Origin of the sequence: Nocardioides agariphilus, assembly GCF_015352445.1 — a bacterium.
Lineage (GTDB): Bacteria > Actinomycetota > Actinomycetes > Propionibacteriales > Nocardioidaceae > Nocardioides > Nocardioides agariphilus.
Genome location: NZ_JADKPO010000025.1, coordinates 1 through 25753 on the forward strand (window position 1 = coordinate 1; position 25753 = coordinate 25753).

Consider the following 25753-nt stretch of genomic DNA (forward strand, 5'->3'; position numbering starts at 1 on the left):
GACCAGCATCATCGTCACCATCCCCCACCAAACCCTGCTGACCGGGCTCGGCACCGCGACCACCTCCACCGGGGACACGATCACCGCCGGACAAGCCCGACGGCTGGCCTGCCAGGCCGCGATCCTCCCCGCCATCCTCGACGGTGACAGCGAGGTCCTCGACCTCGGCCGCACCCAACGGTTCTTCAAAGGCCCGCTGCGCAAAGCCCTGGACCTACGCGACACCGAATGCACCACCCGCGGCTGCCACGTCCCCGCCGCCTACTGCCACGGCCACCACTACCGACAACCCTGGGCCCACGGCGGCACCACCAGCCTGAAGGACGGCAAACTCCTCTGCCCCTTCCACCACCACCGAGCCCACCACCCCAACTGGGACACCCACCACCACCCCGACGGCACCACCACCTACACCAGACGCCACTAGGCCGTCCAAGCGTCAGACCGTCCCGGAGACGATCCACCGCACGGCGTGCTCGCGGTGCGACCATGGCGCCGTGAATCAGGTCTCGAGGTTCTACGGCGGCCCTGGAGGACTGGTGGCCGCCATCAGTTCCGCGTTGGACGCGGCCGGCCTGGACCGTACCGCTCTGCGGCCGGCCGACCTCGCTCCGGTCGACGAATTCCATATCCGTGGCCGCGCGGCAACACTGGAAATCATCGAGGCACTCGACCTCACTGCCGAATCTCACGTGCTCGACCTCGGCAGCGGATTGGGCGGGCCCGCGCGGACGGTGGCCGAGTTGGCCGGATGCACGGTCACTGGCGTCGACCTCACGCCCGAGTTCTGCGAGGTGGCGACGGCGCTCTCGGAGTGGACTGGCCTGTCCGGACGCACCCACTTCCACGTGGGGGATGCAACGGCCACCGGGCTTCCCGACGCAGCCGTGGACGCGGTGCTGACCGTGCATGTCGCGATGAACATCTCCGACAAGCACGCCCTGTACGCCGAAGCCTTCCGAGTGCTCCGGCCCGGCGGCAGGTTCGTCGTCTATGACGTTCTGCAGGGTGAGGGCGGCGACGTCCTCTACCCGGTGCCGTGGGCCAACGACTCCTCGACGAGCTTTCTCGCCACCCCAGAAGACATGCGCGCACTGCTGCCAGCGGCAGGGTTCGTGGTCCTCTCGGAAATCGACTCGTCGGACGAGAGCCTCGCTTGGTTCCAGGAGATGCGCGCCCGGATCCAACGAGACGGACCACCGCCGGCCACCTTCGCAGCCTTCCTTGGAGACGCGTTCGGGCAGATGGCTGCCAATCAGGTGGCGAACCTCGCCGAGAGACGCATCCGCACCGTCATGTTCGCGTGCTCGCGGCCGTCCTGACCCTCCCCTTCTATCGCTGAACCTTCAGCGAGCCGTTCGTGTCACGGGCAGCGCGCCGGCGTACCTCTCGGCGAGCTCGCGTACGTGCTCGACGAGAGCGGGTGGCTCGGTGACGTGGAAGGGCATGCCGAGCATCGAGATCCAGACGGCCACGACCTCCAGGCTGTCGCCGCCGGTGACCAGCACGCTGCCGCCGTCAGGGTGGGACTCGACGGTGCCGACGGCCGGGTTGATGCGGGCCAGCACCTCCTCGGGTGCGGCGTCGACGCGGATGCGGGCGTGGACGGCCCAGCCGGTGCGGGCGACCTCGCGCACGACGAACTCCGTGAGGTCGCCGGGGAACTCGGCCGGCACGAACCGTCGGCCGCCGGGGGTCTTCAGCCTCAGCCAGTCCACGCGGTACGGCGCCCAGGCATCGCGGCGGGGATCTCGCGCGACGAGGTACCACCGCCGCTGCCAGGCGACGAGGTGATGTGGCTCCAGCTCGATGGGCTCGTCGCGGTAGTCGCAGCGCAGACCGTCGTGGTCGCGGATCGCCAGTGAGATCGCCTCCAGGACAGTGGCGTCGACCTCGGGGTCCTCGACGTTGCTGTCGGTATTGACCGGACCCGCCGTGGTCGCCCTCACGAGGGCGGTGAGCTTGCGGCGCAGCCGGTCGGGCAGGACCTGCTCGAGCTTGGCGAGGGCGCGCGCGCTGGTCTCCTCGACGCCGGCCACCCCGGTCGCGGCCCGCAGGCCGACTGCGACCGCCACGGCTTCCTCGTCGTCGAGGAGGAGGGGTGGCAGCTTGGCGCCGACACCGAGGCGGTAGCGGCCGCCCGGCCCGCGGGCCGCATCGACGGGGTAGCCCAGCTCGCGCAGCCGCGTGATGTCGTTGCGGATCGTGCGGTCAGAGACCCCGAGGCGGTGGGCCAGATCGGCGCCGGACCAGTCGGAGCGGGTCTGGAGCAGGGACAGCAGGGCCAACGTACGAGTCGCGGTCTCGCCCATAATTCCGGAACCATATCTTCCGGAACCCCTCGTAGCGTCAGCGACATGACCGACACCCGGAACAACCAGCCCATCCGACCGTTCACCGTCCACATCGAGCAGGCCGACCTCGAGGACCTGCGCCGTCGCCTCGACAACACCCGCCTGCCGCAGGCCGCGCCCGGCGACTCGTGGGACTACGGCACCCCCACGTCGTACCTGCGCGACATGGTCGAGCGCTGGAAGGCCTTCGACTGGCGAGAGGTCGAGGCCCGGATCAACGCCCACCCCAACTACCTGACCGAGATCGACGGGCAGACCATCCACTTCGTGCACGTGAGGTCCGCGGTCCCCGGAGCGAAGGCTCTGCTGCTCGCCCACACCTACCCGGGCTCGTTCCTGGAGTTCCTGCCCCTCATCGGACCGCTCACCGAAGCCGGCTTCGATGTGGTCGTCCCCTCGATGCCGGGCTTCGGCTTCTCGACGCCGGTCGTCGACGGCGGCTGGACCATGGCGCGCGTCGCCCGTGCCTACGACGAGCTGATGCGGGGGCTCGGCTACTCGTCGTACGGCGTGCACGGCTCGGACGGTGGCGCGATGGTCGGCCGGGAGCTGGCGATCCTCGATCCCGAGGGGTTCCTCGGCGCTCACGTGCTGCAGCTGTTCTCGTTCCCCTCGGGTGACCCGGCGGAGTTCGAGGGCTTCGGCCCGAAGGAGTACGCCGCGCTGGAGCACCTGCAGTGGTTCCAGTCCGTCGGCGGCTACAACGCGATGAACGGCTCGCGCCCGCAGACCATCGCCGCCGCGCTGTCCGACAGCCCAGTCGGGCAGCTGGCCTACTCCGAGCTCTTCGAGAGCTTCGGCAACGGCACCTCACGAGTGAGGCCCGAGCAGGTGCTCGAGCAGGTGACGCTGTACTGGTTGACCAACACCTCGGCGGGCTCGGTCCGCTACCACTACGAGGAGGCGCACGCCCAGGCGCGATCGACGGGGGGCGAGCCGGTGGTCAGCACCGGTCGCCTCGGAGTTGCCGTCTTCGCCGACGACTTCCAGACGATCCGCTCGCTGGCCGAGCGCGACAACGCCAACATCCAGTACTGGTCGGAGTTCGAGGGTGGCGGTCACTTCGCGGTGCTCGAGAACCCGGACGCGATCGTGGCCGACCTCCAGGCCTTCTTCGGGGTGGTCGAGACCAGTCCCGTCGCCAGGTAAAGAGCCCGCCGTTTCGGCAGCGGTCGCCAGGGTGCGCTGGCACCCTGGGGCCGCGACTCGGCGCGCCCCCCACCCCCCGCCCCAAGGAACAGCCATGCACAAGCTGCGCAACAGCGCCCTTGCCATCGTCTCGACGGTGGCCATCGGCGCGTTCTCCCTCTCGATCCCGTCGGCTCAGGCTGACGAGGAGCCGGCCGCGCCCTGCGCCACCCAGCAGGCCCAGGTCGACAGGGCCGCCGCCAAGCTCGAGGCGCTGACCGCGAAGTTCGCGGCTCACCCGAGCAAGAAGGTCAAGAAGGCCAAGAAGGCCCAGGTCCAGCGGGTCACCCGCGCGACGGCGCGGCTCGACGCCTGCGTCGCCCGGACCACTGTTGACACCGGCGACGACGGCGACGACACCACGCCGGAGACTCCGGACGCCGACTGAGGCGCCGCACACCTGCCCTGGGTGGGTCGTGTGCTGAGGTGGTCGCCAGGGCCTCCACCTCAGCACACGACTGGTACTGCTGCGATCACTCAGGGCCCGTGGAGATCTGGCGCAGGGTCGCCACGACCGTCACCTCGGGCCAGTGCTTGGCGTGGATGTCCGCGAACTCCTGCTGGTCGGCGACGGCCTCCTCCAGCGAGTCGTACTGCAGGAGTGACCAGCCGCCCACGACCTCCTTGGCCTCCGCGTAGGGACCGTCGACCCTGCTGACCGTCCCGTCGCGCACCACGAAGTTCACGGCGTCCTCCAGCCCGTAGAGCCCGCCGCCGTCGATGAACGTCCCGTTGGCGGCTCGTTCGCCGATGTAGGCGTCCATCGCGTCGAACAGTGACTGCGGCGGCCTGCCGACGCCTTCTTCCATCCGCACGAATCCCATGAAACGTGGCATCTTCCTCACTCCTACGGGTAGCTGGCTAAGTGCTTGTCACACGTACGTCGGGTGGCGGCCGCCGTCTTCGACATCAGCTCGACGAGAATTTCTCGGGCGTCTTCCTGGGCGGATCAGACAGCCAGGGCCGCCGACACCACCTCACGAGCGGCAGCCTGGACCTCGGCCAGATGGTCGGGTCCCTTGAACGACTCGGCGTAGATCTTGTAGACGTCCTCGGTCCCGGACGGGCGAGCCGCGAACCAGGCGCTCTCGGTCGTCACCTTCAGGCCGCCGATCTTCGCGCCGTTGCCGGGCGCCTCGGTGAGCTTGGCCGTGATCGGCTCGCCAGCGAGGTCGGTGGCCGACACGTCCGACGGCGAGAGGGCGCCGAGCTTGGCCTTCTGCTCGCGGTTGGCGGGGGCGTCGACGCGGGCGTAGGCCGGATCGCCGTACTTCGCGACGAGCGCGGCGTAGTGCTGGCTCGGGGTCTGCTCGGTGCGGGCCAGGATCTCCGATGCCAACAGGCACAGGAGGATCCCGTCCTTGTCGGTGGTCCAGGTGGAGCCGTCGCGACGCAGGAACGACGCGCCGGCGGACTCCTCGCCGCCGAAGCCGAACGACCCGTCGATCAGGCCTGGCACGAACCACTTGAAGCCGACCGGCACCTCGACCAAGGGCTTGCCCCTCCCGTCGTCCAGGCCCGCGGCGACGCGGTCGATCATCGAGGATGAGACCAGGGTCTTGCCGATGCGCGCGGTGTCGGGCCAGCCGGACCGGGCGCCGCCGAAGAGGTAGCCGATCGCCACCGCCAGGTAGTGGTTGGGGTTCATCAGCCCCGCATCGGGCGTCACGATGCCGTGGCGGTCGGCGTCGGCGTCGTTGCCGGTCGCGATGTCGTAGTCGTCCTTGCGTCCGATCAGGCTGGCCATCGCTGACGGCGACGAGCAGTCCATCCGGATCTTGCCGTCCCAGTCGAGGGTCATGAACCGCCACGTCGGGTCGACGAGGGGGTTCACGACGGTGAGCTCGAGCCCGTGTCGCTCGCCGATCGCACCCCAGTAGTCGACGCTCGCACCACCCAGCGGGTCAGCCCCGATCCGCACGCCTGCTTGGCGAATCGCCTCGATGTCGACCACGGACGGCAGGTCCGCGACGTACTCGCCGAGGAAGTCGTACGACGACGCATGGGCACGTGCCCGCGCGAACGGGATGCGGCGCACCTCGGCCAGCCCGCCCCGGATCAGCTCGTTGGCGCGCGCGGCGATGACGGACGTGGCGTCGGTGTCGGCGGGACCGCCGTGGGGCGGGTTGTACTTGAAGCCGCCGTCGTAGGGCGGGTTGTGCGACGGCGTGACGACGATGCCGTCGGCGAGGCCGGATCCGGTCTGCCGGCCACCGTTGGCCTTGATGATCGCGTGGGAGACGGCCGGCGTCGGCGTGTAGCGGTCGTCGGCGTCCACCAGCACGGTCACGTCGTTGGCGGCCAGCACCTCGAGCGCGGTGACCCACGCCGGCTCCGAGAGGCCGTGGGTGTCGCGGCCGATGAACAGCGGACCGTCGAAGCCCTGGTCCTTGCGGTAGTCGCAGATCGCCTGGGTCGTGGCCAGGATGTGCGTCTCGTTGAACGCCGTCTTGAGGCTGCTGCCCCGGTGTCCACTCGTGCCGAACGCGACCTGCTGGTCGACGTTCTCCGGGTCGGGAACGCCTGTGTAGTAGGCCGTGACGAGATGCGCGACGTCGACGAGGTCGTCGGGGGTGGCGAGAGTGCCTGCGCGGGATCCGGGGTCGGTGGCCATGCCGCCATCATGCCTTTGCTCAGGGCCTCAGCCCCACCAGCGTCTCGACGATCTGGTTGACATGGGCTGAGAAGGCGCGCCCCCGGGGCAGCATCTCCGGCGTCGCGTGCGCGAGCTGGAGGTGTCCGAGGAAGGCCGTGTAGGCAAGGAGGCCACGGTCCCGGGCCTGGCTTCGCGTCAGGCCGAGCTCGGTGAAGAGCTCGGTCAGCTGCGCCACCCGCCGTCTCGTCACCCTGTCCAGGGTGGCCGCGACCATGGGCTCTGACGCGCTGGACTGGAGGGCGAGCTCCACGCTCCCGCGGCCGTGCGCCGGGTTGACCATGACCGACATGAAGGCCAGCCGGAGCAAGGAGCGCAGCCGGGTAGCGGCGTCGGCAGTCACGTCGAGGGAGGCGATCACCAGCTCGGTCTCGCGCTGCTCCCAGAGCTGCAGGGTTGCCTCGAGCAGGTCGTTCCGGTCGGCGAAGTGCCAGTAGAAGCTGCCCTTGGTGGTGTGGAGCTGCTTGGCGAGCGGCTCGACGGCCACGGCCGCCAGGCCTCCCCTGCTCAGTGCCTGGAGGGAGGCGTCGACCCAGTCCGCACGCGCCAGGGATTCGCGCTTCACTTTCACCATGTCCATACGGTACCGTACGGAACAACCTCCATACGGAGGCGTATGGAAGGGGAGTCATGAACGCTCACGCAGTCGCAGTTCCCAGCACCACGTTGCTCGCCAAGTCGCTGCCACGGGTCGACTGGTCGGACGCCTACGCCGTGCAGGTGCCTCGCAACGCCAATGGCCGCAACCCGCAGGAATGGGCCGACGCGATCTTCAGCCATCCACCCGGGTGGATCCGCGCACTGTTCGTGGTGCGCGAGATCGTGGTGCGCGCCGTCGGCATCGAGCCTGGGGGCAAGCACGTGTTCGCCACCGTGGACTGGAGGCCCGATGAGGTGCTGGTCGGCGTGGACCAAGGTCACCTCGGGTTCCGCGCATCGGTGCTCGTCGAACCAGGACGCGTGGTGCTGAGCACCGTCGTCCAGGTGCGCAGCCGTCGCGGCCGCATCTACTCGGCCGTCGTCCGCAGGATCCATCCGTGGGTGGCGCGCGGCATGTTGGCCCGGGCAGCCAGGGCATTGGCGGTGGCGCCGTGATCGGGCGTCCGGACCTCGCCTGCCTCGTGGCGGCCGTCCTCCTGACCGTGATCGACCCCGCTACGGCCGCGCGGCACGCGGCGCAGCACGCGATCTGCGAAGCAGCCAAGGGCATCCCGTTCGTGGCCGGCCATGTCGACTGACGCGCGCAGCCGCACCTATCACTGGGACGACCCGAGCCCGACGGCCGTCGCCGGGCTCGACCATGAGGGCCTCGCCGTGTTGAGAGCCATCGGTGCCGGGACGTTGCCCGTGCCGCCTGCCGTGCGCACGGTGGGCCTCGAGCCCGTGAGTGCCGACCCGGGGCGGGTCTGCTTCACCCTCGACCTCGGCGAGTACCACCTCAACCCGTTCGGGATCGTCCACGGCGGGGTGCTGGCCGCGGTGCTGGACACCGCGATGGGATGCGCCGTCCACTCGCTGCTCCCGCCGGCGGTCGGTTACGTCACCAGCGAGCTCAACGTGCGGTTCCTGCGCCCAGCCGTGCTGGCTGGAAGCCCACTCACGTGTTGGGGCGAGGTCGACCACCAGGGGCGGACCACCATGGTCGCCTCCGCGCGAGTCGTCGACGCCGGTGGTCGCGACATCGCGCTAGCGGGCAGCACGTGCCTGGTGCGGAGGTCGTGACGTCCCTGCTTGTTCCGCCCGGTCCGCGTCACCACCACGGCGCGGTCTCCCCAGCTCAGGGTCCGTCACCGACCTGACGTTTCGGGAGAACGCTTGGCGGGTGCCGCCGGCCGCCACTCCTCGCTAGGGTCGAAACCATGGCCGTCCCTGGCAGACCACACGCTGGGCCTCCCCCCGATCTGGCCGCGACCGAGCTGTTCGCGGTCGACGCCTACGCGACCGACTTCGCCGCTCGCGTGGTCGAGGTGGACCGCGAGGGAGGGCGCATCCGGCTCGACCGCACGGCGTTCTACCCCGGCGGCGGCGGGCAGCCTCACGACGTCGGCACCCTCCAGACAGCTGACGGCACCCTGTTCGTCACCTCGGTCAAGCGTGAGGCGGGTGCGATCTGGCACACCGTCGGCGAGCTCGACCTCGACGTCTCCGAGGGCACCGAGGTGCAGGGAGTTCTCGACTGGACCCGCCGCCATCAGCTGATGCGCACCCACACGGCCCTGCACATCTTGTGCGGGGTCATCTGGGCCGACTACAAGATTCCCGTGACCGGCGGCAACATGGAGCCGCTCAAGGGACGACTCGACTTCCCGTTCCCCTCGATGTCGGCCGACCTCGGCGCCAAGGTCGAGAGGCGGATCAACGAGGAGATCGAGAAGGCACACGAGATCCTCGTCGACTTCGTGCCCCGGTCCCTGGCCGACGCGGACCCGGCCCTGATCCGCACCAGCGCCAACCTCATCCCCCAGGCGATCGACCCGCTGCGGATCATCGACATCGTCGGACTCGACAAGCAGGCCGACGGCGGCACGCACGTGCTCTCGACGGCCGAGGTGGGCGGCGTACGCGTCGCCGGCACGGAGAGCAAGGGCAAGGACAACAAGAGGATCCGCCTGGAAGTGCTGGACAGCCCGTGGGACCCCCAACCGGAAGGAAGCGCCGATGCCTGACCACCTGATCGGACTGCTGCTCGGAGCCGAGGAGGACTGGCCGCAGGCCTTCGAGGCGATCCTCGGGCGGGTGGGGGACATCAAGCTCTCCGACGGGAGCACGCACACCTTCCGCAGCGAGCGCCTGACGATCGAGCCGTTCGACCTGATGGACCCCGTGCGCACCGAGCTGGTCATCGACCGCCTCGCCTACTGGTACTACCACCCGCGCGAGTGGCTGAAGAAGGCCGCGATGGTCAACGGCACCTACCTCCTCAACAGCCCCTTCACCTTCCAGTCCATGGAGAAGCACTCGGCCTACTGCGCGATGCTGCGGCTCGGGCTGAAGGTGCCCAAGACGATCCTGGTGCCCTACAAGAACCCCGTCGACAACGTGCGCTGGGCCTACACGTCGAAGAAGTACAACAAGGCCTTCGACCTCGACAAGATCGCCGAGGAGCTCGGCTACCCGATGTACATGAAGCCGTTCGACGGCGGCGGCTGGCGCGGCGTCTCGCGGATCAACAACCGCGAGGAGCTGCACAAGGCCTACGACGAGTCCGGCGAGATGCTGATGCACCTGCAGGCCACCGTCGACTACGAGCACTTCGCCCGCGCTCTGTCCATCGGTGCCGAGACGATGGTGATGAAGTTCCGGCCCGACGAGCCCATGCACAACCGCTACGCCGTCTCCCACGGCTTCCTCAGCGAGAAGGCCGGCAGCGAGGCGATGGCGATCTCGCGCATCGTCAACGCCTTCTTCGCCTGGGAGTTCAACTCCTGCGAGATGTTGGTCGCCGGCGACGACGTCTACCCGATCGACTACGCCAACGCCTGCCCCGACGTCGCGGTCACCTCGCTGCACTACTACTTCCCCTGGGCGATCTCGGCGCTGGTGCGCTGGTCGGTCTTCACCCTCGCGACCGGGCGCAAGAGCCGCGTCGACCTGCACACCCGCAAGTACTTCGACATCGCCGACGACGAGTCGATGTCGTACGACGCCAAGCTCACCGCCTATCTCGCGCTCGCCGACGAGCACTTCGACTCGGCCAGCTACTGGCAGTGGTGCGCCGAGAACCTCCCGCACCTCGACGAGCAGGTCCACGACTGGGTCACCTCGCCCGACTTCGAGCGCCTGCTGCGCGAGACCGTCGCGGCGACGTACCCGGTCCACGAGCAGGACCAGTTCATGGCTCACTTCAAGGGCTTCACCGACCTCTGGGCCGCCGACAACAAGCCGGTCGCCGGTTGAGGAGGTTGCGCAGCAACCGGCTCGAAACCATGGGGCGGGCGGCTCGCCGGGTTTCGAGACAGGCGCTGGCGCGCCTTCCTCAACCACCGGGGGTGGTCGCTGGTTGAGGAGGTTGCGCAGCAACCGTCTCGAAACCATGGGGCGGGCGGCTCGTCTGGTTTCGAGACAGGCGCTAGCGCGCCTTCCTCAACCAGCGGGGGTGGTCGCTGGTTGAGGAGGTTGGGTGGTCGCTGGTTGAGGAGGTTGCGCAGCAACCGTCTCGAAACCACTGGGCGGGCGGCTCGCCGGGTTTCGAGACAGGCGCTAGCGCGCCTTCCTCAACCAGCGGGGGTGGTCGCTGGTTGAGGAGGTTGCGCAGCAACCGTCTCGAAACCATCGGGCGGGCGGCTCGCCGGGTTTCGAGACAGGCGCTGGCGCGCCTTCCTCAACCAGCGGGGGTGGTCGCTGGTTGAGGAGGTTGCGCAGCAACCGTCTCGAAACCATCGCGCGGCGGCTCGCCGGGTTTCGAGACAGGCGCTAGCGCGCCTTCCTCAACCAGCGGATGAGTAGCGTTCGCGCATGAGCATCGCGGACTTCCCACGGCATCTGTTGACGTTCGGGCCGAGCCCGATCCACCCGCTCGATCGGCTGAGCAGCCATCTCGGGGGTGCGCGTATCTGGGCCAAGCGCGAGGACTGCAACTGCGGCCTGGCCTTCGGCGGCAACAAGGTCCGCAAGCTGGAGTACCTCGTGCCCGAGGCGATCGCGCAGGGCGCGGACACGTTGGTGAGCATCGGCGGCTACCAGTCCAACCACACCCGACAGGTCGCGGCCGTCGCCGCCCACCTCGGGATGAAGTGCGTGCTGGTGCAGGAGAAGTGGGTCGACTGGCCCGACAGCGTCAACGACCGGGTCGGCAACATCATGCTGAGCCGGATCATGGGCGCGGAGGTGCGTCTGGACGACGCCGGGTTCGACATCGGCTTCCGGGACTCCTGGAAGCAGGCCATCGCCGACGTCCAGGAGCGGGGCGGCACGCCCTACGCGATCCCGGCCGGCGCGAGCGACCACCCGCTCGGCGGCATGGGCTTCGCCAACTGGGCCTACGAGGTCGCGCAGCAGGAAGAGGAGCTCGGCGTCTTCTTCGACACCATCGTGGTCTGCACCGTGACGGGCTCGACCCACGCCGGCATGATCGCCGGGTTCGCGGCGCTCGAGGCGGCCGGCGGCCGGCCGCGGCGGGTCGTCGGGATCGACGCCAGCGCCACCCTCGACAAGACGCGCGACCAGGTCGCCCGTATCGCCCGCCGCACGGCCGAGCTCATCGACGTGGGCCGCGACCTGCGCGACGACGAGATCACCGTGCTCGAAGGCTGGGCCGGTGACCTCTACGGCATCCCCGTGCAGTCGACGCTCGACGCGATCCGGCTGACCGGTCAGCTCGAGGGCGTCATCATCGACCCGGTCTACGAAGGCAAGTCCATGGCGGGCCTCATCGACCTGGTGAGCCAGCGCGAGATACCCGCCGACAGCAACGTGCTCTACGCACACCTCGGCGGGCAGCCGGCGCTCAACGCCTACTCGGCTCTGTTCTCGGCTACGAGGCGAGTCGGCGAGTGAGCGAGCTGGAGGAGCTGTTCGTCCGAGCAGCACGCGCTGCTGCCGACTACCGGCGTACGGCTGGCGAGGTTCCGGTGTCCGGCGGATCGTCGCGAGAGGATGCGCACGCGGCCTTCGACCTGCCGCTCCCCGACGGCCCGACGCCGGCCAGCGTCGTGGTCGACGAGCTGGTCGCGGCAGCCGACGCTCACCTGGTGCGCACGGTCGGCCCGCGCTACTTCGGGTTCGTGATCGGCGGCTCCTCGCCGGCCTCGACCGCCGCCGACATCCTCACCGCCGGCTGGGACCAGAACGCGTTCAGCGCAGCCCTGTCGCCGGCAGCCGAAGGGGCCGAACTCGCGGCCGGCGGCTGGGTCAAGGAGCTCCTCGGCCTGCCGCGGGACGCCTCGGTCGGGTTCGTGACCGGTGCGCAGGGCGGCAACACGGTCGGCATCGCGTGTGGACGCCACTGGGTGCTGGCCCAGCACGGGTACGACGTCGAGGCCGGTGGCCTGATCGGGGCGCCGCGCGTGCGGGTGGTGACCGGCTTCGAGCGGCACGGCACGATCGACCGGTCCCTCAAGCTGCTCGGCCTCGGCACGTCGTCGCTCGTGCCCGTGATCACCGACGACCAGGGTGCGCTCGACGTCGATGACCTCGCCCGGGTGCTCTCGCAAGATCGCGAGCGACCCACGATCGTCTGCCTCCAGGCCGGCAACGTGAACACGGGCGCATCCGACGATTTCGCCCGCGCCATCCCGCTCGCCCGAGACGCCGGCGCGTGGGTGCACGTCGACGGGGCCTTCGGGCTGTGGGCGGCGGCCGCACCTCGCCGGGCTCATCTCGTGGACGGGGTGGGACTGGCCGACTCGTGGTCGACCGACGCGCACAAGTGGCTCAACGTCCCTTACGACAGCGGCCTGGCGATCGTGCGCGACCCGGCCCTGCACGGGCGCACCATGTCCTACGCCGCGGCCTACCTCACGGGGTCCGGAGGAGCGACGTACTCCCTGGGTGACCTGGTCCCGGACTCCTCGCGACGCGCTCGCGGCTTCGCCGTCTGGGCCGCCCTGCGCGAGCTCGGCCGATCCGGCGTCGCCGACCTCGTCGAGCGCTGCTGCGCCCTCGCCGGCCGGATGGCCGAGCGGCTCGCCGAAGGTGGCGCCACCATCGCCAACGACGTGATGCTCAACCAGGTGCTGGTCGGCTTCGGCGACCTGTCGAAGACCGACGCCATCGTCGCCGAGGTGCAGCGCGAAGGTACGTGCTGGCTCGGCGCGACCACCTGGCACGACCAGCGCCTGCTGCGCATCTCGGTCTCCAACGCCACGACGACCGAGGCCGACATCGACCGGTCAGCGGCAGCGATCCTGGCTTCGGCGGCGCGGGTGGGCGCGATCTCCGGCTGACCACCAGCTCGCGCCGCCCGGGACGTCATACGATCTGGTCGCCATGGCGACCACTTCGTATGACGTCCTCCGGGATCGCCAGTTCCTCCGCTACTTCCTCTCGCGACAGCTGTCGGTCGCGGGCAGCATGGTCACGCTCGTCACCTTGCCGATCATCGTCTACCGCACGTCCGGGTCCGCCAGCCTGACGGCCCTCGTGGCGGCGTGCGAGGCCGCGCCGTACCTGCTGTTCGGGCTCTTCTCCGGTGCGCTGACCGATCGCTGGAACCGCAAGAAGGTGATGGTCAGCGCCGACGTCCTCAGTGCCTTGCTGGTCGCGACCGTGCCGCTGGCCGACCTGGTGTGGCACCTCACCGTCCCCCACGTCCTGGTGGTGGCCTTCCTCGGCCCGACGATCGGCGTGTTCTTCGACGGTGCCGTCTTCGGCGCGCTGCCGATGCTGGTCGGACGCAGCCGCATCGCCGAGGCCAACTCGGTGTCGTGGGCGGCCAGCAGCGTGATCGAGATGGTGGCGCCCTCAGCGGTCGGCGTGGTGCTCGCGTTCGCGCATCCCGCGTGGTTACTGGGTTTCGACGCGTTGACCTTCGCTGTCTCGGCCGCCCTGATCGGCGGGATCGTGCGCCCGATGTACGACGCCACGCGCGAGCGCGCGCCGCTTACGGGTCGCCTGATCCTCGCCGACATCCGTGAGGGGCTCGCCTTCCTCGTGCGCCACCCGGGCGTGCGGTCCTTCACGATCATCGGCTGGCTGCAGTGCTTCGGTGCCGGTGGCTTCCTCGCGCTGATGGTGGTCTGGATCGACCAACGGCTCGGCGTCGGCACCGAGGGGCTCCGCTTCGGCCTGGTGTTCGGTGCCTGGTCGGTGGGCGGACTGGCGGCATCCCTGGCGCTACCTCGTCTGGTGCGGCGCTTCGCCGCGGCGCGGATCGCGCTGGTCGCGGTGCCGTGCTCGGCAGCCTTGGGGGTGACGCTGCCGTTCGTCACGTCGTGGTCGGTGGCGGGCGTCGCGCTGGTGGTCTGGGGCGTCTTCCACCAGCTGGTCGTGGTCAACACCATCACCTACCGCCAGCAGGTGACTCCTGAGCATCTGCTCGGTCGCGTCAACACTGCCGGCCGGATGCTTGCCTGGGGCTTCGGGTGGACCGCCGGCGCCTTCGTCGCCGGCCTGCTGGTGGGCTGGATCGGGCTGTTCGCAACCCTCGTGGTGCTGTCGCTGGCCGAGGTCGTCGCAACGGCCGTCGCCTGGACCTCACCCCTGCGGATGATGGCCGACACAGCCGCTGTGGCCGAGGTCTGGCCAGGCCGCTAGGGCACCTCGGGGTGTGCGAGAGTACCCGCGTGGGGGAGGGCCCTGTCACAGCAGCGATCGTGAGTCCGCACGAGATCGTGCACACCGGCCTCGCTGGGATGTTCGCGACCCGGCCCGGTGCCATCGAGGTCATCGAGCTCGACCCGGCAGCCCCTGACGACCAGCAGCCCGACGTCATCCTCTACGACGTCGTCGAGCTCCACGAGGGCGAGGGCGACGAGCTGGACCGCTTCGTGAAGGACTACCACTCCGCGGTGGTCGCGATGGCTCGTGACCTGCGCCCCGACCTGGCGGCGCGGGCGATCGCCAAGGGTGTCGATGCGTGCGTGACGTTGGCCGGCGACGTCGACGAGATCATCGAGGTGATCTGCTCGGCCGTCGCGGGCGAAGGGCAGCCTGATGCCGACGGCCCGGGCAACGACGCCTCGGGTCCCTACGCCGTGCTGGGCGAGGAGGTCGGCCTGACCCCTCGGGAGACCGAGGTCCTGCGGCTGCTCACCCTCGGCCTGAGCAACCAGCAGATCGCCGACGAGTGCTTCTTGTCGATCAACTCGGTGAAGTCCTACATCCGTTCGGCCTACCGTCGCATCGGCGCGACGAGCCGCAGCCAGGCCGTCGTCTGGTGCATCCAGCACGGCTTCGAGCCACCGAGCGACGACGCCGGCCCGGGCCTCATGGACGGTCCGGGCGGACTGGCCTGAGCGACCCTCACATGGTGCGGCGACGGTTCTCCATCAGCCGCAGGATCATCGGCGTGAAGATCAGCTGCATCGCCAACTCCATCTTCCCGCCCGGTACGACGATCGTGTTGGGCCGCGACATGAACGAGTCGTGCAGCATCGTCAGCAGGTAGGAGAAGTCGATGTCGTGCGGGTCGCGGAACCGGATCACCAGCGTGCTCTCGTCGAGCGTCGGGATGTGCCTGGCGATGAACGGGTTCGAGGTGTCGACGTGGGGCACTCGTTGGAAGTTCACGTCCGTGCGCGAGAACTGCGGGCAGATGTGCTCGATGTAGTCGGGCATCCGGCGCAGGATCGTGGCCACGATCTCCTCGTGGCTGTGCCCGCGCGTGCTTCGGTCGCGGTGCAGCTTCTGGATCCACTCGAGGTTGATGATCGGTACGACGCCGACGAGCAGGTCGGCGTGCTGGGCGATGTCGATCCGGTCGTCGGCGTACCCGCCGTGCAGCCCCTCGTAGTACAGGAGGTCGGTGCCGTCGGCGAACGGCTGCCACTCGCCGAACGTGCCGCCGACGACACCGCCGGCCTCGTCGTCGTCGTGGAAGTACTCGCGGAACTCGCCGCGGCCGGTCGCGCCGTACGTCGCGAACAGCTCCTCCAGCTCGACGAGCAGGTTGGCCTCGGGAGTGAAGTGGCAGAAGCGGTGGTTGCCGGCCCGCTCGTGCTCCTCGATCGCCTGCTGCATCCCGGCGCGGTCGTAGCGGTGGAAGGCGTCGCCCTCCACCATCGCCGCCCGGATGCCCTCGCGGCGCAGGATCTGCTCGATGGTGCGGGTGACCGACGTCGTGCCGGCGCCGGACGAGCCGGTGATCGCCATGATGGGGTGGCGGGCACTCATCGCGTGCTCCGGTGTCGGTAGAGCGAGCGTCCGCGAAACAGCGAGGTGTCGAAGGTGCGCGGCGAGCCCGTGCGTGGCTGGTCCCCGGTCTCGCCCGGGGCGGCTGGCGACTCGTGGCGGTGCACGTAGACCGGTCCGGTCGGACGTGCCAGCTGGCCCACGATGGTCTCGAACCGGTTGCCCGCACGGCGGGCCAGCCCCGGCTCGCGCCACCAGCCCCCGACCTGTCTCAGGGCGAGGTCGCCGGCGCAGTGCGTGAGCGGCCAGGCGGCACTCTCGTGGGCCATGGCGTGCTCCAGCTCGTAGGCGTCGCTCTGCGCGAGGTGCAGGCGGTCTCGGGGGACCACGACGACGACCTGCGCCACCGCATGCGGGATGGCCGCGCTGAGGCCGGTCACCAGCGAGCCGAGCCGTCCGCCCCACTCTCGAGCGGACGGGTCGACGCGCAGGCACACGCGCAGTCGCCCGAGGTCGGCCCCGTCCGCCGCCGCGCGGTCGAGGAGGTCGCCGATCGCCCGGATGCCGTCGGTGTCGTGCACGGACGACCCGGGGCCGGTGACCCACAGCATCGGTGCCAGGCCTGCACGCGTGATCGCCCCCGCGACCGTTGCCGTGAGCGGGGCCTGGTCGGTCGGCGAGTCGAGGTCGGCGTGCCAGCAGGCCCCCGTCGCGCCGAGCGCGCGGATGTCGCGCGCCCACTGCTCGACGGCGACGGCACCGTCGACGAGGAGGCGGGTGCCCGACCGGTGCCGCGGATCCGCGTCCGCGATCACCGTGACGTCGGCGCCGCTGTCGGCCCAGGCCCCAGCGACCGTGCGTCCGCCCGCGCCGCGGCTGCGCGCCAGGCGCTCCCCGAGGAGGATGGCCAGCCCCGGTGCCCGAGCCGCCATCGCGTGGTGGAAGTCGGCATCGGCCAGGGGGTCTCCGGCTCGCACCTGCCCGGGTGTCGGTTGCGCAAGCAGCCAGGTGGACTGCATCGATCCGCACCCCCGCTTGGTGATTGGCTGTCTGCTGGGCATCAAGGTGCCGCTCGCGCTGTCGCTCGACTGGTCCCGCGTCTGGTCCCGCGTCTGGTCCCGCTTCTGGTCCCGCGTCTGGGCAGCACGAAGGCTAGTTCTTCCGGCACCCCCGTGGTCAGGTGGTCCACGAACAGCAAGGTCGTCGCCGAGGGGTGCGCGGTCGTCAGCAGGTGCCAGGGACGTGACATCGGCGTGCCCGGGACCGGGCGCTGCACCAGCTCGCCCTCGGCGAGGTACCACGCGACCGCGTCGGCGGAGGCCAGGGTCAGTCCGAGGCCCAGCACGGCCGAGGCGATGGCGGCCCCGTGGGAGCCGAGCGCCAGCGTGGGCGGCACGATGCCCAGGGACTCGAAGAGCGCCTGCATCGTGGCCCGGGTGCCGGACCCGGACTCGCGCAGGAGCCAGGTCGCCTCCTCGAGGTCGGCGTCGTACCCCGGCGCGGCCACCACGATCAGGGAGTTGTCGCGCGTGGCGCGCGAGACCATGCCGCGCCCGGGTAGCGGGCGTCCGCCGACGACCACGTCGAGGTGGTGGTCGGCAAGCCGCCGCAGGATGTGGTCGCGGACCCCGACATCGAGGGTGATCTCGACGTTGGGGTACGCCGTGCGGAAGTCCGCGAGCAGCCCCGGCATGAGGTACTCACCTGCCGTGGTGAACGCGCCGAGCCGCAACCGGCCGGAGGCAGGGGCCAGGCCACTGCGGGTCGCGATCACGCTCTCCTCGAGCAGGCCCAGGATCTGGCGCGCGTACGACGCGAAGACGGCGCCCGACTCGGTGAGCCGCAGCCCTCGGCCCTGGCGCTCGAACAGGGTCGCGCCCACCTCTTGCTGGAGGGCGGCGAGCGAGGCCGACACCGCGGACTCGGTCACGTGCAGCTGGGCGGCCGCGGCCCGCACGGAGCCGGTGTCGACGATGGTGAGGAAGGACTGGAGACGCGCCGGGGTCACGGGTCAGGATGACACGAGCAGGAGGGCATCTGAACCCGTGAGCTCGATCGCTGCGCGCACCTCGTCGACGTACGCGTCGTAGTCGGCACCGGTCGCGTCGCGCTCGACCAGGACCGCGCGCACCGAGGTGTCCCACCACAGCAGGTGAGCGAGGCCATCGGGCGAGCCGGAGCCGGGACGCGTCACCACGATCCGGTCGGACAGGTCGACGCTCATCGTGGTCCCACCGCGTCCATTCGCCTGGCGAGTACCTCCGCGACGGTGACCCCCATGCTCGACGGGTTCGGCGCGACGGTGATGCCGCACGACTGCAGGATCTCGACCTTCTCCTGCGCCGACTCGCCAGCGGCCGACACGATCGCCCCGGCGTGGCCCATCCGGCGGCCCTTGGGGGCTGCGAGTCCGGCGATGTAGGCGATGACCGGCTTGGTCATGTGGTCGCGCACGTACGCCGCTCCCTCGGCTTCCTGGCCACCGCCGATCTCGCCGATCATCACCACCGCATCGGTGTCCTCGTCGGCCTCGAAGAGCTCGAGGATGTCGCGGAACGACGAGCCGTTGACCGGGTCTCCGCCGATCCCGACGCTGGTCGAGACGCCAATGCCCAGGGCCTTGAGCTGCGAGGCGGCCTCGTAGCCGAGCGTGCCGGAGCGCCCGATGATGCCGATCCGCCCCGGCAGGTAGATGTGGCCCGGCATGATGCCGAGCAGCGCCGCGCCGGGGGTGATGGTGCCCGCGCAGTTGGGTCCCGTCAGGCGCATCCTCGACTCGGCGCGGTAGCGGCGCATGTAGCGCTTGACCCGCATCATGTCCTGGGTCGGGATGCCGTCGGTGATGCAGACGCAGTAGTCGATCCCCGCGTCGGCGGCCTCCATGATCGCGTCGGCAGCGAACGGCGGCGGCACGAACACGATCGATGCGGTGGCCCCGGTCGCGACGACGGCCTCCTTCATGGTGTTGAAGACCGGCCGTCCGAGCAGGCTCTGGCCGCCACGTCCAGGGGTCACACCCCCGACCACGCGCGTGCCGTAGGCGATCATCTCCTCCGCGTGGAAGCTGCCGATCCGTCCGGTGAAGCCCTGGACCAGCACCTTGGTCTGGGCATCAAGCAGGATGGCCATCGAGGACCTTCTCTCGTCGTGCGGCTGTGACCACCAGCTCGGCCGCCTCGGCGAGCGTGTCGGCAGTCAGGATCGGAAGTCCGGAGGCGGCGATGATCGCCCGACCCTCCTCGACGTGCGTGCCGGCCAGTCTGACGACCACGGGGATCCGCACGTCGATGGCGGCGAACGCGTCGACGACACCTTGGGCGACCCAGTCGCACCGGTTGATGCCGGCGAAGATGTTGACCAGCATCGCCGTCACGTTCTGGTCGTTGAGCACGGCCCTGAACGCCTTGAGCACGCGGTCGGGAGAGGCGCCTCCGCCGATGTCCAGGAAGTTCGCGGGGGCCCCGCCGGCGAGCTGGATCATGTCGAGCGTGGCCATGGCCAGGCCGGCCCCGTTGATCATGCAGCCGATGTCGCCGTCGAGGCCGACATAGGCCAGGCCACGGTCGGCCGCGTGGCTCTCCCGGGCGTCCTCCTGGCTGCGGTCGCGCAGCTCGGCGATCTCGAGGTGCCGGAACAAGGCGTTGTCGTCGAACGACATCTTCGCGTCGAGCGCCACCAGCTCGCTGGCTCCCGCGGAGCTGTCGGTGATGACCAGGGGGTTGATCTCGACCATGGCCGCGTCGAGGTCGCGGAACGCCCGGTAGGCGCTGCGGAAGACGTGCACGGCCTGTGGCACCAGCTCGTAGGGGATGTCGAGGGCGAACGCGAGCTCGCGGGCCTGGAACTCCAAGAACCCCAACGCCGGCTCGACGCTGATCCTCACCAACGCCTCGGGTCGCAGCTCGGCGAGCTCCTCGATCTCGACGCCACCCTCGCGGGACCCGACGACCATGATCCGCTCGGTACTGCGGTCGACGACGATCCCGAAGTACAGCTCGCGCTGGATCCGCGAGGCCTCCTCGACGTACAGCCGGTAGACCAGCTTGCCCTCGGGCCCCGACTGGCGGGTGACCAGGCGGCTGCCGAACATCTGGTTGGCGACCTCGTTGACCTCGCGGTCGGTGGTGCAGACCTTGACGCCGCCGGCCTCACCACGTCCGCCGGCGTGCACCTGGGCCTTGACGACCCAGGCCGAGCCGCCGAGCTCCTTGGCGCGGTACGTCGCCTGCTCGGGGCTGTAGACCACGCCTCCGCGTGGGATGGGCACGCCGTAGCGGGCGAGCAGCTCCTTGGCCTGGTACTCGTGGACGTCCACGTCACGGCCTCCCAGCTGACGATGCCGCGATCGCGTCGGCCATCTCGAGCACGGTGCGCGCCATCCGTTCGGAGGCGGCGTCGATCATCTTGCCGTCGACGGCGGCCGCACCACGGCCCTCGGCCTCTGCCTTGCGCAGCTCGGCGACGATCCTCCCCGCGCGGTCGACCTCTGCCGGCGGCGGGCTGAAGACCTCGTTGGCCAGCGCGACCTGGCTGGGGTGGATGGCCCACTTGCCCTCGGCGCCGAGCGCGGCGGCGCGGCGCGCGCCGGCACGGAACCCGTCGGGATCGCCGAAGTCGCCGAAGGGTCCGTCGATGGCGCGCAGCCCGTAGGCGCGGCAGGCGACGATCATCCGGCTCAGCGCGAAGTGCCATTGGTCGCCGGGGTAGTCGGGGTTGAGACCGCCGATGCTGACGGTGCGCGCGCGGTTGCTGGCGGCGTAGTCGGCGACCCCGAAGTGCAGTGCCTCGAGGCGGCCGCCGCTGGCGGCGATGGCCTCCACGTTGGCCATGCCGAGTGCGGTCTCGATCAAGGCCTCGGTCGCGACCCGCGTCGAATAGCCCCGGGCCTGCTCGATCTGGTCGATGAGCGTCTCCACGACGTAGAGGTCCGCGGGCACGCCGACCTTCGGCACGAGCAGGGTGTCGACGCGGTCGCCGGCCTGCTCCATGACGTCGACGACGTCGCGGTACATGTACGGCGTGTCCAGGCCGTTGATGCGCACCGACACGGTCTTGCCCAGCCCGCGCCAGTCGATCTCGCGCAGCGCGGCGACGACGTTGGTCCGCGCCTGGTCCTTCTCCGAGGGCGCCACGGCGTCCTCCAGGTCGAGGAAGACGTAGTCGGCCTCGCTGGTGGCTGCCTTCACGATGAAGTCGGGGTTCGAGCCCGGGACGGCGAGCTCGCTGCGCTGCAGGCGGGCTCGGCGAAGCGGGTGGAGCGTGTGACTCATCGGGTCTCCTCGAGGTAGTGCTGGCTGTAGTGGGCCTGGGCCGCCGCGACGCCTGCGCCGAGCTCGATCTTGGCGCCGGCGTCGTTGAGCGAGATCTCGGCGGCCGCCAGGGCGGCCAGGCACATCACCTCGTTGCAGTCACCGAGGTGCCCGATCCGGAACACCTGGCCGGCGAGCTTCGACAGGCCGGCGCCGAACGACGTGCGGTAGCGGTGGTAGGCGATGCGCACCACGTCGCCGCTGTCGACGTCGTGGGGGACGCGGATCGCCGAGACGGTGTCGGAGTACTGCGCCGGGTCGGTGGCGCACAGGTCGAGCCCGAGTGCGGCGACGCCGCGTCGGACCCCTTCGGCCAGCCGGTAGTGGCGCGCGTAGACCTGCGGGAGACCTTCGTCGAGCAACAGGTCCAGTGAGGCACGGAGGCCGTGCAGCAGCTGGGTCGGCGGGGTCTGCGGGAAGTAGCCGGTGTCGTTGGCCGTTGCCATGCTCGCGAAGGAGAAGTAGCTGGGGCTCATGGCCCGGTCCGTGCCGTCGACCGTGCCGTCGACCGCGGCGTTGGCCTCGAGCGCCTTGAGGGACACGCTGAGGAAGGCCAGGCCCGGCGGCAGCATGAAGCCCTTCTGGGATCCCGAGACGGCGAGGTCGACTCCCCACGCGTCCTGCTCGAAGTCGATCGAGGCGATCGAGGAGACCCCGTCGACGAAGAGCAGCGCCTCGGACCCCGCGGCGTCCATCGCCCGCCGCACGGCGGCGACGTCGGAGGTCACCCCGGTGGAGGTCTCGTTGTGCGTCACGAAGACCGCGCGGATGCCGGGGTCGGCGGCCAGGTGCTCGGCGTACTGGTCGACGGGGACGCCCTCGCCCCAGGGGACGTCGAGGCAGACCACGTCGAGCCCCAGCCGCGTCGCCATCTCGACCCAGAGGTGGGAGAACTGGCCGTACCTCGCCATCAGCACGCGGTCGCCGCGGCGCAGCGTGTTGGTGATCGCGGCTTCCCAGGCTCCGGTGCCCGAGGCGGCGAACACGAAGACCCGCCCGGTCGAGTTCGCGAAGACGGTCTTGAGGTCTTCGAAGATGCTGCCGGTGAGCTCCGGGAAGTCAGGCGCCCGGTGGTCCTGCATCGGCACGTTGACGGCGCGGCGTACGACCTCGGGCACGTTGGTCGGTCCGGGGATGAACAGATGCGTAGGGCCGCTCGGCATGCGCAAACGGTAGGGATGAGGAGGTCCTGACTACCAGAGCAGACGATTGACAATCAGCCCATGACACATGAGCAATGGCTCAGGTTATGGCGAGCTTGAGCGCGATGGCCAGCATGGTCAGGCCGATCAGCACGTCCAGCACCTGCCACGCGGGGCGCTTGGCCAGCAGCGGGCTGAGCAGCCGCGCGCCGTAGCCCAGTCCGGTGAACCACGCCAGGCTCGCCGCGGCTGCTCCCGCCGCGAACCACCAGCGTCCGGTGGGGCCCTCGTGCGCGGCGAGCGACCCGAGCAACAGCACGGTGTCGAGGTAGACGTGCGGGTTGAGGAACGTCAGCGCCGTCACTTGTACGACAGCGCTGCGGCGGGTCAGGGATCGGTCGCGCGCGGCTTCGAGGGCTCCTGCGTGCCGGGCCTGCAGGAGCGAGCGCACGCCGTACCAGGTGAGGAACGCGACGCCGAGCCAGCGCACCACGTCGATGGCCACCGGGGCCCGTTCGACGATCGTGCCGATGCCGGCCACTCCCGCGACGATCAGCACCGCATCGGCCACGGCGCAGATCGCCACCACGACCCCGACGTGCTCGCGCACCAGCCCCTGCCGCAGCACGAACGCGTTCTGTGCGCCGATCGCGATGATCAGCGACAGCCCCGTCAGCAGACCGGTGACGAGGGGGGCGAGCACGGGACGAGGCTAGGACCCCGATTCGTCAGTGGTCTGGCGGGTGGTCCCTGCGGCACAAACCCTGACGAATCGGGGTGGCCGGGCCTAGAAGCTCTCCTCGGGAAGATCCATCAGCGCGAGGTCGGTGGACTCGGCGATGGCCCGCTCGGCGGAGAGCTTGGGCAGCACGGTCTGGGCGAAGAACTGGGCCGCCGCGACCTTGCCCTCGTAGAACACCTTGTCCTTGTCGGAGACGTCGCCGGCGAGCTTGGTCAGGGCCACGTCGGCACCGCGCAGCAGCAGCCACGCGCAGACCACGTCGCCGAGCGCCATCAGCAGTCGCGAGGTGTTGAGGCCGACCTTGTAGACGTTGCGCGGGTCGGCGCCGTCGACCGACGGGTCGCACGACATCAGGTCGTTGATCATCGTGCCGACCATCGCGTTGGCGTCCTCGAGGGCCTGGGCGAGCAGGCCCCGCTCGACCTTGAGGCGCCCGTTGCCCGCTTCAGAGGCGATGAAGGCCTGGATCTCTCCGGCGAGGTGCCCGAGCGCGCGGCCCTGGTCCTTGACGATCTTGCGGAAGAAGAGGTCCTGACCCTGGATCGCGGTGGTGCCCTCGTAGAGGGTGTCGATCTTGGCGTCGCGGACGTACTGCTCGATCGGGTAGTCCTGCAGGAAGCCCGAGCCGCCGAACGTCTGCAGCGACTCGGTGCCGAGCAGCACCCATGACTTCTCCGAGCCGTAGCCCTTCACGACCGGCAGCAGCAGGTCGTTGACCGCCATCGCCAGCTCGTCACGCTCGCCGTTGTGCTCGGCGACCATCACCCGGTCCTGCCAGGACGCGGCGAAGAGGACGAGCGAGCGCATCGCCTCGGCGTAGGCCTTCTGGGTCATCAGAGACCGGCGTACGTCGGGGTGGTGGGTGATCGTGACGCGCGGCGCGGTCTTGTCCGCTGCCTGGGTCAGGTCGGCGCCCTGAACGCGCTGCTTGGCGAACTCCAAGGCGTTGAGGTAGCCGGTCGAGAGCGTGGCGATGGCCTTGGTGCCCACCATCATCCGGGCGTTCTCGATGACCTGGAACATCTGGGCGATGCCGTCGTGCACCTCGCCGAGCAGCCACCCCCGGGCGGGCTCGCCGCCACCGACACCCGGGTCGCCGAAGGTCAGCTCGCAGGTGTTGGAGACCTTGATGCCCATCTTGTGCTCGACGCCGGTGACGTAGACGCCGTTGCGCTCACCGGTCAGCTCGCCGGACTCGGGATCGAAGTGCCACTTCGGCACGATGAACAGCGAGAGTCCCTTGGTGCCGGGGCCACCGACCCCCTCGACTCCCGCGGGGCGGGCGAGCACGAGGTGGACGATGTTGTCGCACAGGTCGCTCTCACCGGAGGTGATGAAGCGCTTGACGCCGGTGATGTTCCACGTGCCGTCGTCGTTGGCCGTCGCCTTGGCGCGACCGGCGCCGACATCGGAGCCCGCGTCGGGCTCGGTCAGCACCATCGTGGTGTTCCAGCCCTTCTCGACGATGTGCTCGGCGATCCGCTTGTCGCGGTCGTTGCCGTTCTTGTGGACGACGCCCGCGAACATCGCGCCCGCGCCGTATATCCACACCGCCGGGTTGGCGCCGAGGACCAGCTCGCCCAGGGCCCAGCAGACACTGGACGGAGCCGGCGTCCCGCCGAGCTCGGCCATGGTCATCAGCCGCCAGTACTCGGCGTCCATCCACGCGTGGTAGCTCTTCTTGAACGCCTCGGGCAGCGGTGCCTCGTGGGTCTCGGGGTCGAACTGCGGCGGGTTGCGGTCGGCGTCCTCGAACGACGCCGCGAGGTCCTCGCGGGCCAGCCGGTCGACCTCGTGCAGCACTTCCTTGACCGTGTCGGTGTCGACCTCGGCGAACGGGCCGGTGCCCAACAGCTCGTCGCGCCCGAGCACCTCGAAGAGGTTGAACTCGATGTCGCGGAGGTTGCTCTTGTAGTGGCTCATGGCCTACCTGTCCGTATAGAAGGCGAGGTTGCTACTGACGAGTAACTTAATTCTGCCTCGGGGGTTACGGGGGTGCAAGCGACTCGGCAGGATTCACCGGCGTGATGTGGCCCGACTCACCCTTAGTCGGTCGAGACGAGCGATTCGCAGGACTTCTCTGTGAGAATGCGGCCATGCGCGTCTCTGCCAAGACCGACTACGCCCTCCGGGCGCTGCTCGAGATGTCGTCGCGCACCGACGGACGCCCGGTCTCGGCCGAGGAGCTCGGCCGCCTGCAGGACATCCCTCACGGGTTCCTCCAGGCGATCCTGGCCGACCTGCGCAAGGCCGGCGTCGTCATCGCCCAGCGAGGCCAGTCGGGCGGCTGGCGGATGAACCGCGACCCGGCCGACGTGTCGGTCGCCGACGTGATCCGTGCCGTCGACGGGCCGCTCGTCTCGGTCTACGGCGTACGCCCCGAGGCCGTGTCCTACAACGAGAAGGCAGAGGTGCTCCAGCTCGTCTGGATCGCCGCCCGCAGCTCCCTGCGCGACGTCTTCGAGAACGTCAGCCTCGCCAACCTCGCCGCCGCGAGCCTCCCCGACGCGGTCACCGCGCGCACCGCCGACGAGGACGCCTGGCAGCCGCACTGACCAGTTGTCGAGCGGAGCTCGACTGTCCGAGCGCGCTGCGACGGGCCGTCTTTCCCTCCTCGCCGGCTCGCCCAGGGGCTC

The 25753-nt window shown here is 69.9% G+C and carries 28 protein-coding genes; 14 read left to right on the forward strand and 14 right to left on the reverse strand.

The window, feature by feature from the left end:
- Both ISU10_RS16665 and ISU10_RS16670 read left to right on the forward strand, forming a co-directional pair.
- The coding region (locus tag ISU10_RS16665; RefSeq protein WP_194697553.1) for an HNH endonuclease signature motif containing protein at positions 1 to 427 on the forward strand (427 nt) is incomplete at its 5' end.
- A 112-nt stretch (positions 428 to 539) separates the two neighbouring features.
- Positions 540 to 1322, forward strand: a complete 783-nt coding sequence (locus ISU10_RS16670) for a class I SAM-dependent methyltransferase (RefSeq protein WP_370865548.1) — start codon at positions 540 to 542, stop codon at positions 1320 to 1322.
- 24 nt (positions 1323 to 1346) lie between these two features.
- Here ISU10_RS16670 and ISU10_RS16675 read toward each other — a convergent pair whose 3' ends face one another.
- Complete coding sequence (locus tag ISU10_RS16675; RefSeq protein WP_194697555.1) at positions 1347 to 2312, reverse strand: helix-turn-helix transcriptional regulator; 966 nt, start codon at positions 2310 to 2312, stop codon at positions 1347 to 1349.
- A gap of 45 nt (positions 2313 to 2357) precedes the next feature.
- Here ISU10_RS16675 and ISU10_RS16680 point away from each other — a divergent pair, with 45 nt between their 5' ends.
- Together ISU10_RS16680 and ISU10_RS16685 are read left to right on the forward strand one after the other, a co-directional pair.
- Entirely contained in the window at positions 2358 to 3503 is a 1146-nt protein-coding gene (locus ISU10_RS16680) for an epoxide hydrolase family protein (protein ID WP_194697556.1), read from the forward strand.
- 94 nt (positions 3504 to 3597) lie between these two features.
- Positions 3598 to 3930 (forward strand): hypothetical protein, encoded by a 333-nt coding sequence (locus tag ISU10_RS16685; RefSeq protein ID WP_194697557.1) that lies wholly within the window; start codon positions 3598 to 3600, stop codon positions 3928 to 3930.
- A gap of 85 nt (positions 3931 to 4015) precedes the next feature.
- Here the strand turns inward: ISU10_RS16685 and ISU10_RS16690 are convergent, their stop codons facing one another.
- The 3 genes from ISU10_RS16690 to ISU10_RS16700 form a co-directional block, all read right to left on the reverse strand.
- On the reverse strand, positions 4016 to 4366 hold the full coding sequence (locus tag ISU10_RS16690) for a YciI family protein (protein ID WP_267239179.1): 351 nt from the start codon (positions 4364 to 4366) through the stop codon (positions 4016 to 4018).
- Between the two features lie 125 nt (positions 4367 to 4491).
- Complete coding sequence (gene pgm / locus ISU10_RS16695) at positions 4492 to 6156, reverse strand: phosphoglucomutase (alpha-D-glucose-1,6-bisphosphate-dependent) (protein WP_194697559.1); 1665 nt, start codon at positions 6154 to 6156, stop codon at positions 4492 to 4494.
- 19 nt (positions 6157 to 6175) lie between these two features.
- Positions 6176 to 6769, reverse strand: coding sequence for a TetR/AcrR family transcriptional regulator (locus ISU10_RS16700; RefSeq protein ID WP_228501203.1), 594 nt, complete (start codon positions 6767 to 6769; stop codon positions 6176 to 6178).
- 56 nt (positions 6770 to 6825) lie between these two features.
- On the opposite strand from ISU10_RS16700, the gene ISU10_RS16705 reads away from it, so the two are divergent.
- From ISU10_RS16705 to ISU10_RS16745, 9 genes are all read left to right on the forward strand, one after another.
- Positions 6826 to 7290 (forward strand): DUF2867 domain-containing protein, encoded by a 465-nt coding sequence (locus tag ISU10_RS16705; protein WP_194697561.1) that lies wholly within the window; start codon positions 6826 to 6828, stop codon positions 7288 to 7290.
- Entirely contained in the window at positions 7287 to 7433 is a 147-nt protein-coding gene (locus ISU10_RS16710; protein WP_194697562.1) for a hypothetical protein, read from the forward strand. The genes ISU10_RS16705 and ISU10_RS16710 overlap by 4 nt, the downstream gene beginning before the upstream one ends.
- On the forward strand, positions 7423 to 7917 hold the full coding sequence (locus ISU10_RS16715; protein WP_194697563.1) for a PaaI family thioesterase: 495 nt from the start codon (positions 7423 to 7425) through the stop codon (positions 7915 to 7917). Before ISU10_RS16710 ends, ISU10_RS16715 begins: the two co-directional genes overlap by 11 nt.
- Before the next feature lie 137 nt (positions 7918 to 8054).
- Positions 8055 to 8861, forward strand: coding sequence for an alanyl-tRNA editing protein (locus ISU10_RS16720; RefSeq protein WP_194697564.1), 807 nt, complete (start codon positions 8055 to 8057; stop codon positions 8859 to 8861).
- The gene (locus tag ISU10_RS16725) at positions 8854 to 10092 is read left to right on the forward strand and encodes an ATP-grasp domain-containing protein (protein ID WP_194697565.1); all 1239 of its coding nucleotides are present in this window, start codon (positions 8854 to 8856) and stop codon (positions 10090 to 10092) included. Before ISU10_RS16720 ends, ISU10_RS16725 begins: the two co-directional genes overlap by 8 nt.
- Positions 10093 to 10650: 558 nt before the next feature.
- Positions 10651 to 11691 (forward strand): 1-aminocyclopropane-1-carboxylate deaminase, encoded by a 1041-nt coding sequence (locus ISU10_RS16730; RefSeq protein WP_194697566.1) that lies wholly within the window; start codon positions 10651 to 10653, stop codon positions 11689 to 11691.
- Positions 11688 to 13079, forward strand: coding sequence for a pyridoxal phosphate-dependent decarboxylase family protein (locus ISU10_RS16735; protein ID WP_194697567.1), 1392 nt, complete (start codon positions 11688 to 11690; stop codon positions 13077 to 13079). Before ISU10_RS16730 ends, ISU10_RS16735 begins: the two co-directional genes overlap by 4 nt.
- A 43-nt stretch (positions 13080 to 13122) precedes the next feature.
- A complete protein-coding gene (locus ISU10_RS16740) occupies positions 13123 to 14388 on the forward strand; it encodes an MFS transporter (RefSeq protein WP_194697568.1) in 1266 nt (421 codons plus the stop codon).
- Positions 14389 to 14447: 59 nt separating this feature from the next.
- A complete protein-coding gene (locus tag ISU10_RS16745) occupies positions 14448 to 15089 on the forward strand; it encodes a response regulator transcription factor (protein ID WP_194697569.1) in 642 nt (213 codons plus the stop codon).
- 7 nt (positions 15090 to 15096) lie between these two features.
- Here the strand turns inward: ISU10_RS16745 and ISU10_RS16750 are convergent, their stop codons facing one another.
- From ISU10_RS16750 to ISU10_RS16795, 10 genes are all read right to left on the reverse strand, one after another.
- The gene (locus tag ISU10_RS16750) at positions 15097 to 15966 is read right to left on the reverse strand and encodes a phosphoribulokinase (protein WP_194697570.1); all 870 of its coding nucleotides are present in this window, start codon (positions 15964 to 15966) and stop codon (positions 15097 to 15099) included.
- Positions 15963 to 16943 (reverse strand): hypothetical protein, encoded by a 981-nt coding sequence (locus ISU10_RS16755; protein WP_194697571.1) that lies wholly within the window; start codon positions 16941 to 16943, stop codon positions 15963 to 15965. Before ISU10_RS16755 ends, ISU10_RS16750 begins: the two co-directional genes overlap by 4 nt.
- 41 nt (positions 16944 to 16984) lie before the next feature.
- Positions 16985 to 17932 (reverse strand): LysR family transcriptional regulator, encoded by a 948-nt coding sequence (locus tag ISU10_RS16760; protein WP_194697572.1) that lies wholly within the window; start codon positions 17930 to 17932, stop codon positions 16985 to 16987.
- A 3-nt stretch (positions 17933 to 17935) separates the two neighbouring features.
- Entirely contained in the window at positions 17936 to 18148 is a 213-nt protein-coding gene (locus ISU10_RS16765) for a hypothetical protein (RefSeq protein WP_194697573.1), read from the reverse strand.
- Positions 18145 to 19053, reverse strand: a complete 909-nt coding sequence (gene sucD, locus ISU10_RS16770) for a succinate--CoA ligase subunit alpha (protein ID WP_194697574.1) — start codon at positions 19051 to 19053, stop codon at positions 18145 to 18147. Before sucD ends, ISU10_RS16765 begins: the two co-directional genes overlap by 4 nt.
- Positions 19037 to 20239 carry a malate--CoA ligase subunit beta gene (locus tag ISU10_RS16775; protein WP_194697575.1) on the reverse strand — a complete coding sequence of 401 codons (1203 nt, stop codon included), beginning with the start codon at positions 20237 to 20239 and terminating at the stop codon, positions 19037 to 19039. Before ISU10_RS16775 ends, sucD begins: the two co-directional genes overlap by 17 nt.
- A 1-nt stretch (position 20240) precedes the next feature.
- On the reverse strand, positions 20241 to 21194 hold the full coding sequence (locus ISU10_RS16780; RefSeq protein ID WP_194697576.1) for an HpcH/HpaI aldolase/citrate lyase family protein: 954 nt from the start codon (positions 21192 to 21194) through the stop codon (positions 20241 to 20243).
- Positions 21191 to 22396: a pyridoxal-phosphate-dependent aminotransferase family protein gene (locus ISU10_RS16785; protein WP_194697577.1), complete on the reverse strand. Its 1206-nt coding sequence runs from the start codon at positions 22394 to 22396 to the stop codon at positions 21191 to 21193. The genes ISU10_RS16780 and ISU10_RS16785 overlap by 4 nt, the downstream gene beginning before the upstream one ends.
- Positions 22397 to 22475: 79 nt before the next feature.
- Positions 22476 to 23078 (reverse strand): LysE/ArgO family amino acid transporter, encoded by a 603-nt coding sequence (locus tag ISU10_RS16790; protein ID WP_194697578.1) that lies wholly within the window; start codon positions 23076 to 23078, stop codon positions 22476 to 22478.
- Positions 23079 to 23162: 84 nt separating this feature from the next.
- A complete protein-coding gene (locus ISU10_RS16795; protein ID WP_194697579.1) occupies positions 23163 to 25040 on the reverse strand; it encodes an acyl-CoA dehydrogenase in 1878 nt (625 codons plus the stop codon).
- Positions 25041 to 25213: 173 nt separating this feature from the next.
- Between ISU10_RS16795 and ISU10_RS16800 the strand changes: the two genes are divergently transcribed.
- The gene (locus ISU10_RS16800) at positions 25214 to 25672 is read left to right on the forward strand and encodes an RrF2 family transcriptional regulator (protein ID WP_194697580.1); all 459 of its coding nucleotides are present in this window, start codon (positions 25214 to 25216) and stop codon (positions 25670 to 25672) included.
- Positions 25673 to 25753 lie beyond the last annotated feature (81 nt).